The 13,972-nt window shown below is 66.6% G+C and carries 8 protein-coding genes; 4 read left to right on the top strand and 4 right to left on the bottom strand.

Translation table 11 applies throughout. The annotated features are described in order from the left end of the window. The first annotated feature begins 18 nt into the window (after positions 1-18). A complete protein-coding gene (locus tag A7G45_RS12360; RefSeq protein WP_260937348.1) occupies positions 19-813 on the top strand; it encodes an MBL fold metallo-hydrolase in 795 nt (264 codons plus the stop codon). Between the two features lie 27 nt (positions 814-840). On the opposite strand, the gene A7G45_RS12355 is transcribed toward A7G45_RS12360, so the two are convergent. Further along, a complete protein-coding gene (locus A7G45_RS12355) occupies positions 841-2,253 on the bottom strand; it encodes an amino acid permease (RefSeq protein WP_260937346.1) in 1,413 nt (470 codons plus the stop codon). 31 nt (positions 2,254-2,284) lie between these two features. Continuing rightward, positions 2,285-3,034: a deoxyribonuclease IV gene (locus tag A7G45_RS12350; protein WP_043984431.1), complete on the bottom strand. Its 750-nt coding sequence runs from the start codon at positions 3,032-3,034 to the stop codon at positions 2,285-2,287. A gap of 78 nt (positions 3,035-3,112) precedes the next feature. On the opposite strand from A7G45_RS12350, the gene A7G45_RS12345 reads away from it, so the two are divergent. The 3 genes from A7G45_RS12345 to A7G45_RS12335 are packed head-to-tail and all read left to right on the top strand — an operon-like array spanning position 3,113 to position 5,698. Beyond that, positions 3,113-4,171: a type III polyketide synthase gene (locus tag A7G45_RS12345; protein WP_260937342.1), complete on the top strand. Its 1,059-nt coding sequence runs from the start codon at positions 3,113-3,115 to the stop codon at positions 4,169-4,171. A 4-nt stretch (positions 4,172-4,175) separates the two neighbouring features. Further along, positions 4,176-4,685 (top strand): isoprenylcysteine carboxyl methyltransferase family protein, encoded by a 510-nt coding sequence (locus tag A7G45_RS12340; RefSeq protein WP_260937340.1) that lies wholly within the window; start codon positions 4,176-4,178, stop codon positions 4,683-4,685. Then, positions 4,682-5,698 carry an NAD(P)/FAD-dependent oxidoreductase gene (locus A7G45_RS12335; protein WP_260937338.1) on the top strand — a complete coding sequence of 339 codons (1,017 nt, stop codon included), beginning with the start codon at positions 4,682-4,684 and terminating at the stop codon, positions 5,696-5,698. The genes A7G45_RS12340 and A7G45_RS12335 overlap by 4 nt, the downstream gene beginning before the upstream one ends. 84 nt (positions 5,699-5,782) lie before the next feature. Here the strand turns inward: A7G45_RS12335 and A7G45_RS12330 are convergent, their stop codons facing one another. Beyond that, a complete protein-coding gene (locus A7G45_RS12330; protein ID WP_043401650.1) occupies positions 5,783-9,733 on the bottom strand; it encodes a DNA-directed RNA polymerase subunit beta' in 3,951 nt (1,316 codons plus the stop codon). 59 nt (positions 9,734-9,792) lie between these two features. Beyond that, positions 9,793-13,296, bottom strand: a complete 3,504-nt coding sequence (gene rpoB / locus A7G45_RS12325; protein WP_260937337.1) for a DNA-directed RNA polymerase subunit beta — start codon at positions 13,294-13,296, stop codon at positions 9,793-9,795. Between the last annotated feature and the right edge of the window lie 676 nt (positions 13,297-13,972).

Raw genomic sequence — 13,972 nt, 5'->3', positions numbered from 1 at the left:
ACTCCCAGGAGCCCCACCATGCCTCTGGCCCAACAAGGTTGTGCTGCATTGGTTGTCGGCGGCCCGACCACCGTGCTCGATCTCGGCGGACTACGCATCGTCAGCGACCCGACCTTCGACGCCCCCGGGCCACAGGGGTACTTGACGAAAACCCAAGGCCCGGCCGTCACAGAGGAACAAATCGGCGCCGTCGACGTCGTCCTCGTCAGCCACGACAACCACGCTGACAACTTCGACGAGCGCGGCCGCGCCTTCGCCAAGAACGCGCCGTTGCTGCTCACCACCATGGGCGGAGCCAGACGCCTAGGCAGCCCAGCCGTTGGATTGCGACCGTGGAGCACCTACACCCTCACCCGGCCCGATACCGGCGAGTTCAACGTCACCGCCGTCCCTGCCGTCCACGGTCCCGAAGACGGTGACCGGGACCCCGACGGGTACGTCAACTGCGAAGTCATCGGGTTCGTGCTTTCCGGCAGCACGGTGCCCACCGTCTACATCAGCGGCGACAACGCCTCCCTTCGCACTGTCGCCGAGATCGCCCGTCGCGTCGGCACCATCGACGCAGCCATCCTGCACGCCGGCGCCGCCCGCGTGCCCGGAAAGTTCCGGCATCGAGCGGTCAGTCTCGACAGCATCCGAACCGCGGCCGCCGCCGCGGTTCTGGGCGCCCCGGTCAACATCCCGGTCCACTACGACGGTTGGGCACACTTCACCGAAGGCCGCGACGACATCGCACGCGCCTTCGACGACGCCGGTATCACCGCCGCCCTGCGCATCGCCAACCACGGCACCTGGCTGTCGTTGCAGCCGTAGGCGGTGCCGCGTCGGGGCTGCGATTCGCTAGTGCCGCGTCACGACCTCGGTGGCACGGTCGCCGCGGTGCACGAAGTACCCCAGCGTCACGATGACGAACCAGATGGCACCCACCAGAATCGCGGTCCGGCCGTCATCGGTGAAGAACAGCAGCACGACCACGAGCGCCAGGAACCCGAGCGCCAGGAACGTCGTGTACGGCGCCCCCGGCAGGCGGTAGTCCGACGCCGGCAGCACGCCGGCGGCCACCCGCTGGCGATAGATCAAGTGCGACACCAGGATCGAGCCCCACACGAAGATGATGCCGATGGTCGACACCGAGGTGATGTAGGCGAACGCCTTGTCCGGCGACAGGTAGTTCACCAGGACGCCGACGCCCATGGTGAGGACCGAGAAGCAGATGGCCAGCATCGGCACATGCCGGCTGCTCAGCGCCTGCAGACCGGCGGGTGCGTCACCGCGCTGGGCCAGGCTGCGCACCATGCGGCCCGTCGAATAGATACCCGAGTTGCACGACGACAGCGCCGCCGTCAGCAGGATGAAGTTCACGATGCCCGCGGCCGCCGGGATGTTCAGGTACTGGAACACCGCGACGAACGGGCTCTGCCCGGCGTGGTAGTTCCGCCAGCCCTGCACCGACAGGATGACGATCAGCGCGCCGACATAGAACAGGCCGATGCGGAACGGCAGCGTGTTGATGGCCTTGCGCAGCGTCACCTTCGGGTTCTCGGCCTCGCCCGCGGTGACACCGACCAGCTCCACACCGACGTAGGCGAACACCACGATCTGCAGGCTCAGCAACGCCGAGCTGAAGCCCGTCGGGAAGAAGCCGCCGTCGTTCCACAGGTTGCTCAGGCTCGGGCCGGTGACCGGGCCGAAACCGGCGATGGGCAGCAGCACCCCGATGCCGATGAGGATCATGCCGATGATCGCGGTCACCTTGATCATCGAGAACCAGAACTCGGCCTCGCCGAAGATCTTCACCGAGATCAGGTTCGCCGTGAACAGCACCAGCAGGACGACCAGCGCCGTCACCCACTGCGGGATGTCGTGTCCCCACGGCCAGTACTGCACGTACTTGCCGGCGACGGTGATCTCGGCCATGCACGTCGTGGCCCACACCGCCCAGTACGTCCACCCGTTCGCGAAGCCGGCGAAGCGGCCCATGAACTCCTCGGCGTACTCCGAGATGCTGCCCGACACCGGGCGGTACACCAGCAACTCACCGAGCGCCCGCATGATGACGAACACGGCCAGACCCGCGGTCAGGTAGGCCAGGATCAGCGCCGGGCCGGCCTTCTCGATGGCGCCGCCCGCTCCGTAGAACAGGCCGGTGCCGATGGCCCCGCCGATCGCGATCATCTGCACAGTTCGCGCAGATAGGCCGCGCTCGTAACCGGCGTCGGGTGTCTCTGCTACCTCAGTGTTGGCGTCTCGCACCCGAAGGGTTTATCACAATTAGCGGTGCCGACTAAACGTTCTCGCGGAGGAACGCGATGTCGTCTTTGCGGCCGTCCTCGGACGTCTCGCAGATGACCGGAGCAGCCGCGGCGCGCACCACGGCTGCCAGCAACTGCGGATCGATCTGGCCCATGCCGAAATTGGCGTGCCGGTCGGCCCCCGAGCCTGCGGCGTCGCGCGAGTCGTTGCAGTGCACCAGATCGATGCGGCCGGTGATGGTCTTGATGCGCTCGACGGCGTCGACCAACGCCTCCCCCGCAGCCCAGGCATGGCAGGTATCCAGACAGAAACCGATGCCCTTGTCCCCGATGCGGTCCCACAGCCGGGCGATGGTGTCGAAGTGCCGCGCCATGGCGTGCTCACCGCCGGCGGTGTTCTCCAGGTACACCGGCATGTCGGTCTTGAGCGCGTCGAGCGCCTTCACCCAGCGCTCGAAGCCGGCATCCATGTCGTTGTCGTCGGCGTGCCCGCCGTGCACGATCACGGCCGTCGCGCCGATCTCGGACGCGGCGTCGCAGGTGTCCTGCAAAATCTTGCGCGACGGGATGCGCACCTTGTTGTTGGCCGACGCGACGTTGATCAGGTACGGCGCGTGGACGTACAGCGGCACCGTGGACGCCCGCAGCACTTCTGCATCCTCGCGGGGCGCGGGCTTCTTCCAGCTCTGCGGGTTCCCCAGGAAGAACTGCACCACATCGGCGCCGTCGGCAGCGGCCGCGGCCAGAGGATCGGTGTTGTCGACGTGCGAACCAATCAGCATGTGGCCCAGCCTAGTTGTCTCGCGAGCCGGGATGAACCCGTCCGGCCCCGATCTCGTGATCTAGGTATAGGAGGGATGATGAGCGTAATCGCAAGTGTCCGTAGCGAACTGCCGCCCCACCGATACACCCAGGAACAAATCACCGATGCGCTGCTGGAGCTTCCCGGCTACGCCGCGCACGAGGACGCGATCCGCAAACTGCACCGCAGTGCCAGAGTCGAAACCCGGCACACGGTCCTACCGCTTGCGGACTATCCCGGCCTGACCGACTTCGGCCGCGCCAACGACGTCTTCATCGAGCACGCCGTGGCCCTCGGGTGCGCCGCGATCCAGGGTGCTCTCGACGATGCCGGACTGAAACCCGCCGACGTCGACGTCATCTACACCACCACCGTCACCGGGGTGGCGGTGCCGACGCTGGACGCCCGGATCGCCGGTCTGATCGGCCTGCGCCCCGATATCCGACGGGTGCCGCTGTTCGGGCTGGGTTGCGTCGCCGGGGCCGCCGGAGTGGCCCGGGTCAACGACTACCTGCGCGGAGCGCCCGACGATGTCGCGGTGCTGCTGGCGGTGGAGCTGTGCTCCCTGATGCCGAAAGCCGAACCGTCGATGGCGACCGTCGTCGGCTCCAGCTTGTTCGGCGACGGAGCCGGCGCCGTCGTCATGGTCGGCGACCGCCGCGCCACGACCGTCGACGCCGCCGGGCCGGAAGTGCTCGACTCGCGCAGCCACCTCTACCCCGACTCCGAACGCACGATGGGCTGGGATATCGATTCGAGCGGCTTCCGCCTGGTGCTCTCCCCCGACGTGCCGAAGGTCATCGAGACCTACCTCGGCGACGACGTCACCAATTTCCTTGCCGCACATGGCCTCGAGACCGCAGACATCCGCACGTGGGTCAGCCACCCGGGCGGGCCCAAGGTGATCGAGGCGATCACCGCGACGCTGGGCCTGCCCGACGATGCGCTCGAGCTGACGTGGCGGTCGCTGGCCGAGGTGGGCAACCTGTCGTCGGCGTCGGTGCTGCACGTCCTGCACGACACCATCGCCAAACGTCCGCCCGCGGGCAGCCTCGGCCTGATGATGGCCATGGGCCCTGGCTTCTGCTCCGAGCTGGTCCTGCTGCGGTGGCGCTGATCCGGTGACTTGGTACCTGACGCTGATCGCGGCCGTCGCAGTCGAACGGCTCGTCGAGCTCGTGGTCTCCAAGCGCAACCTCGCCTGGTCGCTGGCGCGCGGCGGCACCGAGTACGGCTTCGGCCACTACCCGTTCATGGTCGTGCTGCACATCGGGTTGCTGGTGGCGTGCGTACTCGAACCACTGCTGCTCGATCGGCCGTTCATCCCCGCGCTGGGCTGGCCGATGTTGACCGCGGTGCTCGCGGCGCAAGGGCTGCGGTGGTGGTGCATCGGCACGCTCGGGCCGCAGTGGAACACGCGCGTCATCGTCATCCCTGGCGCGTCGCGGGTGGTCGCCGGTCCGTACCGGTGGCTGCCGCACCCCAATTACGTGGCAGTGGTGATCGAGGGGTTCGCGCTGCCGCTGGTCCACACCGCGTGGCTGACGGCCACGGTGTTCACGGTGCTCAATGCACTGCTGCTGCGCACCCGGCTGCGCGTCGAGAACGCCGCGCTGGCGAGCCTGTCGTGATCGACCTCCTGGTGGTCGGCGGCGGTCCGGCGGGGCTCGCGACGTCGCTCTACGCGGCGCGCGCCGGACTGGAGGCGGTTGTCGTCGAGCGCCGTCCCGGCACGTTGGACAAGGCCTGCGGGGAAGGGATGATGCCGCACTCCCTCGCGCATCTCGACCGGCTGGGTGTGGTGGCGCCCGGCCGGGCGCTGCGCGGCATCAGCTATCACGCGGGTGCGACGCGGGTCGAGGCCGCGTTCCGTGGCGGCGTGGGCCGCGGGGTGCGCCGGACGACGCTGCACGCCGCGATGTCCGACGCGGCCCGGGCGGCCGGGGTGAAGTTCGTCCAGGGTGCGGCCGGTGCGATCACCCAGGACGCCGACGGTGTTCACGCCGGTGAGCTCCGGGCCCGCTATCTGGTGGCGGCCGACGGACTGCACTCCCCGATCCGTCGCGACGTCGGGTTGGCGCGGCCGGCCGCCGGCCCACGTCGCTGGGGTATCCGCCGGCACGTGCAGTTGGCGCCGTGGACCCACAACGTCGAGGTGCACTGGAGCCGCGAGGCCGAGGCGTACGTGACGCCGGTGGCCGACGACTGCGTCGGCATCGCGATCCTGTCCGCGGGTCGTGGAGGTTTCGAGGCGAAGTTCACGGCGTTCGACGAATTGCGCCAGCGCGTCGAGGGACATGAATTCGGGCCCGACCTCGCGGCGGGCCCGTTGCGGCAGCAGGTGCACACCCGGGTCGCGGGCCGGGTGCTCCTGGTCGGCGACGCCGCCGGCTACGTCGACGCGCTGACCGGTGAAGGTCTGGGGTTGGCGTTCAGCGCAGCCGAGGCGCTGGTCGACTGTGTCGTCCGGGACCGGGTGGACGAATACGACCGTCGCTGGCGGAGCCTCACCCGCCGCTACCGGCTGCTGACCGAGGCGCTGGTCCGGGCCGGGGCGGTTCCTGCCGTGCGGTCCCGCATCGTCCCGGCCGCAGCCGCCCTGCCGAAAGTGTTCACCGGCGCGGTCAACCTGCTCGCCAACTAACTGCCCAGCAGACGCGAAAACCCCCAAAACCCGAAGGTTTTGGGGGTTTCCACGTCGGCGGGGAATGATTCCCCGCGTCACTGGCTAGCGGTAGTCGCTGTAGCCGTAGTCATCCAGCGGCACGGCAGCACCAGTGGCCTGACCGAAGTCCGGGCTGTAGTACTGATCCTCGTAGGACGGGATCGTGTACGCCGCAGCGCGGGCTTCCTCGGTCGGCTGGACCTGGATGTTGCGGTACCGGTTAATGCCCGTACCAGCCGGGATCAACTTACCGATGATCACGTTCTCCTTCAGACCCTGCAGCTTGTCGCTACGGCAGTTGATCGCCGCATCGGTCAGCACGCGAGTGGTCTCCTGGAACGACGCCGCCGACAGCCACGAGTCCGTGGCCAGCGATGCCTTCGTGATACCCATCAGCACCGGACGTCCGGCCGCGGGCTCGTTGCCCTCGGCCACGACGCGGCGGTTCTCCGACTCGAACTCGCTGCGCTCGGTCAGCGAGCCGGGCAGGAACTCCGTCGAACCCGAGTCGATGATCGTCACGCGACGCAGCATCTGCCGGACGATGACCTCGATGTGCTTGTCGTGGATCGACACACCCTGTGCGCGGTAGACCTCCTGGACCTCCTTGACGAGGTGAATCTGCACCTCGCGGGGGCCCTGGACGCGGAGCACCTCGTGGGGGTTCGCCGAACCCTCCATGAGCTGCTGGCCGACCTCGACGTGGTCACCATCGGCCAACAGGCGCTCGGTGCCGTCGTCGTGCTTGAACACACGCAGGCGACGGTTACGGCGGGGCAGCTTGTCGTAGACGACTTCCTCGCCACCATCGTCGGGAACGATGGTGATCTTGTAGAACTTGTCGTCTTCTTCCAGGCGAATCCGGCCGGCCACGTCGGCGATCGGAGCGACGTTGCGGGGCACGCGGGCCTCGAACAGCTCCTGGACGCGCGGCAGACCACCGGTGATGTCGTCACCGACGCCACCCTGGTGGAAGGTACGCATGGTCAGCTGCGTACCGGGCTCACCGATGGACTGGGCGGCGACGATGCCGACGGCCTCGCCGATGTCGACCAGCTTGCCGGTGGCCATCGAGCGGCCGTAGCACTTGGCGCAAACACCGGTGCCGGTGGCACAGGTCAGCACCGAACGCACCTTGACCTGCGAGATACCCGCAGCCAGCAGTGCCTCGATCGCCGGGTCACCGAGATCGTGGCCACGCTCGACGACAACGTTGCCGTTGGCGTCGACCGCATCGGTGGCCAGGGTCCGCGCGTACGCGGAGGTCTCGATGTGGGCGTCACGCACCAGCGAACCGTCGGCCTGAGCCTCGGCCAGCGTCACCATCACGCCGCGTTCGGTCTCACAGTCGGTCTCGCGGACGATGACGTCCTGCGACACGTCGACCAGACGACGGGTCAGGTAACCCGAGTCGGCGGTACGCAGAGCGGTATCGGCCAGACCCTTACGAGCACCGTGGGTGTTGATGAAGTACTCCAACACCGTCAGGCCCTCGCGGAACGAGGACTTGATGGGCCGCGGGATGAACTCACCCTTCGGGTTCGTCACCAGACCCTTCATGCCCGCCAGGGTGCGGGTCTGGGTGAGGTTACCGGTGGCGCCCGACTTCACGATCGTGATGATCGGGTTGTCCTCCGGGTAGTAGGCCTCCAGGGCCTTACCGACCTCTTCCGTGGCCTGCTGCCAGATCTTGACCAGTTCACCGTTGCGCTCGTCGTGGTTCAGACCACCGCGCTGGTACTTCTTCTCGATCGCGTCGGCCTGGCCCTCGTAGCGCTCCAGGATCTCCGCCTTCTGCGGCGGCACCAGAACGTCGGCCATCGAGACCGTCACGCCCGAGCGGGTCGCCCAGTGGAAACCGGCATCCTTCAGCTTGTCGACGGTCTGCGCCACGACGATCATCGGGTACCGCTCGGCGAGATCGTTGATGATCGCCGCCTGCACCTTCTTGTGCATCTGCTTGTCGACGAACGCGTAGCCCTTCGGCAGCAGCTCGTTGAACAGCACGCGGCCCAGGGTGGTCTCCGCGGTCCAGGCGTCGCCCGGCTTCCAGCCGTTCTCGAACAGCTGAGCCTCGATCTCGGCCGGCGGACGCAGGTGCGTCAACCGAATCTTGATCTTCGCGCGCACCGACAGCGCACCGCGGTCCATGGCCATGATGGCCTCGGCCGGGCTGCTGTAGACGCCCTGCTCGGCACCGTCCTTGCTGGCCGGCACGAACTCGCCGGTGTCACCCTCGATGAGGGTGGTCAGGAAGTACAGACCGGTCACCATGTCCAGACGCGGCATGGCCAGCGGGCGGCCCGACGCGGGAGACAGGATGTTGTTCGACGACAGCATCAGGATGCGTGCCTCGGCCTGCGCCTCGGCGGACAGCGGCAGGTGGACTGCCATCTGGTCACCGTCGAAGTCGGCGTTGAACGCCTCACACACCAGCGGGTGCAGCTGGATGGCCTTGCCTTCCACCAGCTGCGGCTCGAAGGCCTGGATACCCAGGCGGTGCAGCGTAGGTGCACGGTTCAGCAGCACCGGGTGCTCGGCGATGACCTCTTCGAGGACATCCCAAACCTGGGGACGCTGACGCTCGACCATGCGCTTGGCGCTCTTGATGTTCTGCGCGTGGTTCAGGTCGACCAGACGCTTCATCACGAACGGCTTGAACAGCTCGAGGGCCATCAGCTTCGGCAGACCACACTGGTGCAGCTTGAGCTGCGGGCCGACGACGATGACCGAACGGCCCGAGTAGTCGACGCGCTTGCCCAGCAGGTTCTGACGGAAGCGGCCCTGCTTGCCCTTGAGCAGGTCGGACAGCGACTTGAGCGGACGGTTGCCCGGACCGGTGACCGGCCGGCCACGACGGCCGTTGTCGAACAGCGCGTCCACAGACTCCTGCAGCATGCGCTTCTCGTTGTTGACGATGATCTCGGGCGCGCCGAGGTCGATCAGTCGCTTCAACCGGTTGTTGCGGTTGATGACGCGGCGGTACAGGTCGTTCAGGTCGGAGGTCGCGAAGCGGCCACCGTCGAGCTGAACCATCGGGCGCAGCTCCGGCGGGATCACCGGAACGGCGTCCAGCACCATGCCCATGGGCGAGTTGCGGTTCGTCTGGAACGCGGCGACAACCTTCAGACGCTTGAGGGCGCGAAGCTTCTTCTGGCCCTTGCCGTTCTTGATGGTGTCGCGCAGCGACTCGGCCTCGGCGTCGATGTCGAAGGTCTCGATGAGCTTCTTGATCGACTCGGCACCCATGGCGCCCTGGAAGTACTCGCCGTAGCGGTCCTGCAGCTCGCGGTAGAGCACCTCGTCGACGATGAGCTGCTTCGGCGCCAGCTTGCTGAAGGTGGTCCAGATCTCGTCGAGCCGGTCCAGCTCACGCTGGGCCCGGTCGCGGAGCTGACGCATCTCGCGCTCGCCACCGTCGCGCACCTTGCGGCGCACGTCGGACTTGGCGCCATCGCGCTCCAGCTCGGCGAGGTCGGCCTCGAGCTTCTGCGAACGCTCGGCGAGATCGAGGTCCCGCTGATCTTCCACAGCCTTCTTCTCGACGACCATCTCGGCCTCGAGCGTGGACAGCTCGTTGTGCCGCATCTCGGTGTCGACCGCGGTGATCACGTAGGCCGCGAAGTAGATGATCTTTTCCAGATCCTTCGGGGCCAGGTCCAGCAGGTAGCCCAAGCGCGACGGAACGCCCTTGAAGTACCAGATGTGGGTGACCGGAGCCGCCAGCTCGATGTGGCCCATGCGCTCACGACGCACCTTGGCGCGAGTCACCTCGACGCCACAGCGCTCGCAGACGATGCCCTTGAAGCGGACGCGCTTGTACTTACCGCAGTAGCACTCCCAGTCGCGAGTCGGTCCGAAGATCTTCTCGCAGAACAGGCCGTCCTTTTCGGGCTTGAGCGTGCGGTAGTTGATGGTCTCCGGCTTCTTGACCTCGCCGAAGGACCAATTACGGATGTCTTCCGCGGTGGCCAGGCCGATGCGGAGTTCATCGAAGAAGTTGACGTCTAGCACGTAACTCCCTTTCCCCTTGCGGGTGTATGAATCAGAAAAAGCTGACTACGGACGGTTGACTAGGCGAGGTCTTCAACAGACGCGGACTCGTTCCGCGACAGGTTGATACCCAAATTCGCAGCGGTGCGCTCCAGGTCCTCGTCATCGCTGTCGCGCATCTCGATCGCGGCGCCGTCCGAAGACAGCACCTCGACGTTGAGGCACAGCGACTGGAGTTCCTTGAGCAGAACCTTGAACGACTCCGGGATACCCGGCTCCGGGATGTTCTCGCCCTTGACGATCGCCTCGTAGACCTTCACGCGCCCGACGGTGTCGTCGGACTTGATGGTCAGTAGCTCCTGCAGCGTGTAGGCCGCACCGTAGGCCTGCATGGCCCAGCACTCCATCTCACCGAACCGCTGGCCACCGAACTGCGCCTTACCACCGAGCGGCTGCTGGGTGATCATCGAGTACGGGCCGGTCGAACGCGCGTGAATCTTGTCGTCGACCAAGTGGTGCAGCTTCAGGATGTACATGTAGCCGACCGTCACCGGGTACGGGAACGGCTCACCCGACCGACCGTCGAACAGCATCGACTTGCCCTCGGCGTTGACCATGACGTCGCCGTCACGGTTCGGCAGCGTCGAGCCCAGCAGGCCCTCCAACTCGCCTTCGCGGGCACCGTCGAACACCGGGGTGGCGACGATGCTGTCGCGCGGGGCGCTGTGCATGCCTTCGGGCAGGTTCGCTGCCCACTCCGGCTCGCCTTCGATGTTCCAGCCGGCCTTGGCGACCCACCCGAGGTGGGTTTCCAAGATCTGGCCGATGTTCATACGACGCGGCACACCGTGGGTGTTCAGGATGATGTCCACCGGGGTGCCGTCAGGCATGAACGGCATGTCCTCCTGCGGGAGGATCTTGCCGATGACGCCCTTGTTGCCGTGGCGGCCGGCGAGCTTGTCACCGTCGGAGATCTTGCGCTTCTGGGCCACGTAGACGCGGACCAGCTCGTTGACACCGGCGGGCAGATCGTCGTCGTCCTCGCGCGAGAACACGCGGACGCCGATGACCTTGCCGGACTCACCGTGCGGCACCTTCAGCGAGGTGTCGCGGACCTCACGGGCCTTCTCACCGAAGATGGCACGCAGCAGACGCTCTTCCGGGGTCAGCTCGGTCTCACCCTTCGGGGTGACCTTGCCGACCAGGATGTCGCCGTCGCGGACCTCGGCGCCGATGCGGACGATGCCGCGCTCGTCGAGGTCAGCCAGCACCTCGTCGGAGACGTTCGGGATGTCCCGGGTGATCTCCTCGGCGCCCAGCTTGGTGTCGCGGGCATCGATCTCGTGCTCCTCGATGTGGATCGAGGTGAGCACGTCCTGCTCCACGAGCCGCTGGCTCAGGATGATGGCGTCCTCGTAGTTGTGGCCTTCCCACGGCATGATCGCCACGAGCAGGTTCTTACCGAGGGCCATCTCACCGTTCTCGGTGCAAGGACCGTCGGCGATGACCTGGCCGGCCTCGACGCGCTGCCCCGAGTCCACGATCGGGCGCTGGTTGGCGCACGTGCCGTGGTTGGAGCGGTTGAACTTGCGCATCCGGTAGGTGTGCCGCGAGCCGTCGTCAGCCATGACGGTGACGTAGTCGGCGGAGACCTCTTCGATGACGCCCGACTTGTCGGCGACGACGACGTCACCGGCGTCGATGGCGGCACGCAGCTCCATACCGGTACCGACCAGCGGGGCCTCGCTGCGCACCAGCGGAACCGCCTGGCGCTGCATGTTGGCACCCATCAGGGCGCGGTTGGCGTCGTCGTGCTCCAGGAACGGGATCATCGCGGTTGCGACGGACACCATCTGGCGCGGCGAGACGTCCATGTAGTCGACGTCGTTGGCCGTCACGAACTCGACCTCGCCACCCTTACGGCGGACGAGGATCTTGTCCTCGGTGAAGCGGCCGGCATCGTCCAGCGGCGAGTTGGCCTGCGCCACGACGTGGCGGTCCTCCTCGTCGGCGGTCAGGTAGTCGATCTGGTCGGTGACGACGCCCTCGACGACCTTGCGGTACGGGGTCTCGATGAAGCCGAACGGGTTCACCCGTGCGTACACCGACAGCGAACCGATCAGACCGATGTTCGGGCCTTCAGGGGTCTCGATCGGGCACATGCGGCCGTAGTGCGACGAGTGGACGTCGCGGACCTCGAGGCCGGCACGCTCACGGGACAGACCACCGGGGCCCAGCGCCGACAGACGACGCTTGTGGGTCAGACCCGACAGCGGGTTGTTCTGGTCCATGAACTGCGACAGCTGGCTGGTTCCGAAGAACTCCTTGATCGCCGCCACGACGGGACGGATGTTGATCAGGGTCTGCGGAGTGATCGCCTCGACGTCCTGGGTGGTCATGCGCTCACGCACGACGCGCTCCATACGCGACAGGCCGACCCGGATCTGGTTCTGGATCAGCTCGCCCACGGTACGCAGACGACGGTTGCCGAAGTGGTCGATGTCGTCGACCTCGACGGGGACCTCGACGCCGCCGGGGGCGGTCATCTTGGTGTCACCGTCGTGCAGGCGCACCAGGTACTCGATGGTGGCGACGATGTCCTCTTCGGTCAGCGTCGTCGCGGTCACCTGAGCCGGGTTGCCGTCGTGCAGGCCCAGCTTCTTGTTGACCTTGTACCGGCCCACGCGGGCCAGGTCGTAACGCTTCTCCTTGAAGAACAGGTTCTCCAGCAGGGTCTGCGCCGACTCCTTGGTCGGCGGCTCGCCCGGGCGCAGCTTCCGGTAGATATCCAGCAGGGCCTCGTCGGGACCGGCGGTCGGGTCCTTCTCGAGGGTGCCCATCATGATCTCGGAGAAGCCGAAGCGCTCGCGGATCTGCTCGCTGGTCCAGCCGAGCGCCTTCAGCAGCACGGTGACCGGCTGGCGACGCTTGCGGTCGATGCGGACACCGACGGTGTCGCGCTTGTCGACGTCGAACTCCAGCCAGGCGCCACGGCCCGGGATGACCTTGACGCTGTGCAGGGTCTTCTCGGTGGCCTTGTCGATGGACTCATCGAAGTACACACCGGGCGAACGGACGAGCTGCGAGACGACGACGCGCTCGGTGCCGTTGATGATGAAGGTGCCCTTTTCGGTCATCATCGGGAAGTCGCCCATGAAGACCGTCTGGCTCTTGATCTCGCCAGTGGTGTTGTTGATGAACTCAGCCGTGACGAACAGCGGGGCCGCGTACGTCTGGTCCTTTTCCTTGCACTCGTCGACCGGGGCCTTGACCTCGTCGAAGCGCGGGTCGGAGAAGCTCAGCGACAGAGTGCCGGCGAAGTCCTCGATGGGCGACAGCTCGGCGAGGACCTCTTCGAGGCCACCGACGGGGTTGATGTCGCCGCGATCGACTGCCTTCGCGCGCCAGCGGTCGGAACCGATCAGCCACTCGAAAGAATCCGTCTGCACGTCGAGCAAGCCCGGAACCTCGAGCGGTTCGCGCAGCTTGGCGAACGAGACTCGGTTCGGCGCTCCTGGGACGGAGTTGTTGGAATCTACTGACTTGCTCTCGCGAGAGACTGCCAAGATGCGTCCTTCCAGCACCTGATGCGACTGTTCCGGTGCCGGTCGAAACCGGTCCGAAGTGCCGCTCTATCTGTGTCGGTCCGGCTGGCGTTCTCACAGTCCGGGCCTTACAAGACACAGGGCACGCGACTAGATCACTGAGCAGGGCTCAGGCTAGAAGGTGTCAGGTGCGGGTGAGGTGGGCAGGATGCAGCCAGCGCAACGTCCAACATTAGCGTAGGACGGCGCATTCCTCAACCACGGCATGCTTGATGAAGGGTTTGATCGGTTGACGCTGGCTGGCGCCGAGAACCCTTGAATACATGCTGCCCAACAGATTGGCCCGTTTGCGGGCCTCAGTCAAGAGTTGCCACGGTGTTTGGTGTGGAGTTTTACCGGCAAATTGCGATCCGGGCCGCTGCCATCGTGACCCAGCGGGCCCCGCGGCGCCACTCGCACGTCGCCGCCGACGGACCTGCCGTGACCAAGATCACCGGCGTTGCCGCCCTCGCAACACGCTCGGGCGTGCGCTCAGCGCACCCCGGGGGGAGATTTCGCGATCTGCCTGCACCCTCGTCGACAGAAATCGCGCCCGGACTGAGGCAGCCCGGGCGCGATTTTCGACGTTCCGCGGATCAGGCCCGCGGAATCTGAGCCGTCACCGGGTCGTCGGAGCGACCGGTCCTGTTGAGGTCTTCGAGGATGGCGGCCTGCG

Source organism: Mycolicibacterium llatzerense, from assembly GCF_025331195.1.
Lineage (GTDB): Bacteria > Actinomycetota > Actinomycetes > Mycobacteriales > Mycobacteriaceae > Mycobacterium > Mycobacterium llatzerense.
This window is presented reverse-complemented; position numbering and strand designations above follow the sequence as displayed.

What these genes read in the sequence shown, in the direction of transcription:
- A7G45_RS12360 (WP_260937348.1), top strand. Translation starts at nt 19, where the DNA reads ATGCCTCTGGCCCAACAAGGTTGTGCTGCATTGGTTGTCGGCGGCCCG.
- A7G45_RS12350 (WP_043984431.1), bottom strand. Translation starts at nt 3,034, where the DNA reads ATGCTGATTGGTTCGCACGTCGACAACACCGATCCTCTGGCCGCGGCC.
- A7G45_RS12345 (WP_260937342.1), top strand. Translation starts at nt 3,113, where the DNA reads ATGAGCGTAATCGCAAGTGTCCGTAGCGAACTGCCGCCCCACCGATAC.